The organism is Dietzia sp. B19, from assembly GCF_014145155.1.
Classification (GTDB): domain Bacteria; phylum Actinomycetota; class Actinomycetes; order Mycobacteriales; family Mycobacteriaceae; genus Dietzia; species Dietzia natronolimnaea.
In genome coordinates this window covers 1-2,023 of the sequence record NZ_JAALED010000499.1, presented here as the reverse complement: position 1 = coordinate 2,023, position 2,023 = coordinate 1, and the positions used below count along the sequence as shown (strand labels likewise).

2 protein-coding genes are annotated in these 2,023 nt (G+C 70.8%); both read left to right on the top strand.

What is annotated here, in order from left to right:
* Positions 1-239: 239 nt before the first annotated feature.
* Positions 240-491, top strand: coding sequence for a meromycolate extension acyl carrier protein AcpM (gene acpM, locus G6020_RS13755; RefSeq protein WP_095719155.1), 252 nt, complete (start codon positions 240-242; stop codon positions 489-491).
* A gap of 258 nt (positions 492-749) precedes the next feature.
* Positions 750-2,023 (top strand): carboxyl transferase domain-containing protein (locus tag G6020_RS13750; RefSeq protein ID WP_182611002.1); only part of this gene is annotated, 1,274 nt, incomplete at its 3' end.

Sequence of the window (2,023 nt, the reverse complement as noted above, 5' to 3'; positions counted from 1 at the left end):
TTCGAGCTCCCCCCGTCCGGGGCGCTCGTCGGCCTGGCCAAGCGCATGATGCGCGAGGTGCCCCGGCACGGCGTCACCACGCCCGAGGACCTGGAGGACGCGCTCGACGCCGTCCCCGCACTCAGCGGCGCGTAGACCACCCCCACGAACCCGCGGTCGCCGGCCTCGCCCGGCGGTCGCGTCATGACGACCCCGCCGTGCCCGACCGGGCGCGACGACACCACCAGAAAGGACACCACATGGCACGCACCGAGGCCGAGATCATCTCCGGACTTGCGGAGATCGTCGAGGAGGTCACCGGAATCGAGCCTTCCGAGGTGACCCCGGAGAAGTCCTTCGTGGACGATCTGGACATCGATTCGCTCTCCATGGTGGAGATCGCGGTCCAGACGGAGGACCGCTACGGGGTGGAGATCCCGGACGAGGACCTCGCCAAGTTGCGTACTGTGCAGGATGCGGTCGACTACATCCAGAAGATCGACCAGAGCTGACACCACGTCCCGGAGCACGGGGCGGGGACGCGTTCAGGGCCGAAGGTGCGGTCGGTGCACCAGACGAGCCCGCGTCTCCACCCCACGTCCGGGACCCGACACACGAGAGCACCCCGCGTCACGCGGGGTGACGGGCGGAAGGCGTGATCAGGGACGGGGGTCCCGGATCGCTCGCCTCTCCCACACCAGCCAGTCCGGGGGTCCATAAGGAGCGCACCCTCCCATCCGGGAGGTGCGCCGCGGAAAGGACTGCATTCGATGACCATCACGAGCACCGTGGACCAGAACACCCAGATCGACCCGCGCGACCCCGTCGCCCGGCTCGAGAACCTCTTCGATCCGGCATCACTGGAGTTCCTCACGGAACCCGACGCGTCGGGCGCGCTCGCCGCGCGGGGCCTGATCGACGGCGAACCCACGATCGCCTATGCCACCGACGCCACCGTCATGGGTGGCGCGATGGGCCTGGACGGGTGCCGTCACATCGTCCACGCGATCGACACCGCCATCGACGAGCACCTGCCCGTCGTGGGCGTGTGGCACTCGGGAGGGGCACGACTCGCCGAGGGCGTCGAGGCGCTGCACGCGGTCGGCCTGGTCTTCGAGGCCATGGTCCGCGCCTCGGGCCACGTGCCGCAGATCTCGGTCGTGCTCGGGCCCGCCGCCGGCGGTGCCGCGTACGGCCCCGCGCTCACGGACGTCGTGATCATGGCGCCGGCGGGCAAGATCTTCGTCACCGGACCCGACGTGGTCCGCTCCGTCACCGGGGAACAGGTGGACATGGAGGGCCTCGGCGGCCAGGACGTCCACCACCGCAAGTCCGGCGTGTGTCACATCGCCGCCGCTGACGAGCGGGACGCTCTGCACCGCGCGCGGCGGCTGGTGAACCTCCTGTCCGCGCAGGGTGAGTTCGATCTGCGGGCGCTCGAGGGCGACCACACGGATCTGGCGGGGTTGCTCCCGGAGTCACCCAAGCGGGCCTACGACGTGCGTCCCCTCGTCCACGGCATCCTCGACTCGTCCGAGCTGGACGGGAGCACGACCTTCGAGGAGCTCCAGGCCAAGTGGGCGCCCAGCATCGTGGTGGGCTTCGGCAGGATGTCGGGCCGCACGGTCGGCGTGATCGCCAACAACCCGCTCCGCCTGGGGGGTTGCCTCAACTCCGAGTCGGCCGAGAAGGCCTCCCGGTTCGTCCGCCTGTGCAACGCGTTCGGCGTACCGCTGCTCGTCGTCGTCGACGTCCCCGGTTACCTCCCCGGGGTCTCCCAGGAGTGGGAGGGCGTCGTCCGGCGTGGCGCCAAACTGCTGCACGCCTTCGCGGAGGCGTCCGTCGCCCGCGTCACGCTGGTCACCCGCAAGATCTACGGCGGCGCCTACATCGCCATGAACTCGCGCGCGCTGGGCGCCTCCGCCGTGTTCGCGTGGCCCGACGCGGAGGTGGCCGTGATGGGCGCCAAGGCGGCGGTGGGCATCCTGCACAAGCGCACGCTCGCAGCGGCGCCGAAGGACGAGCGCGAGGCCCTGCACGAGCG

Excerpts from the sequence above, each read along its gene's own strand:
- acpM (WP_095719155.1), top strand. The coding sequence starts at position 240 with ATGGCACGCACCGAGGCCGAGATCATCTCCGGACTTGCGGAGATCGTC.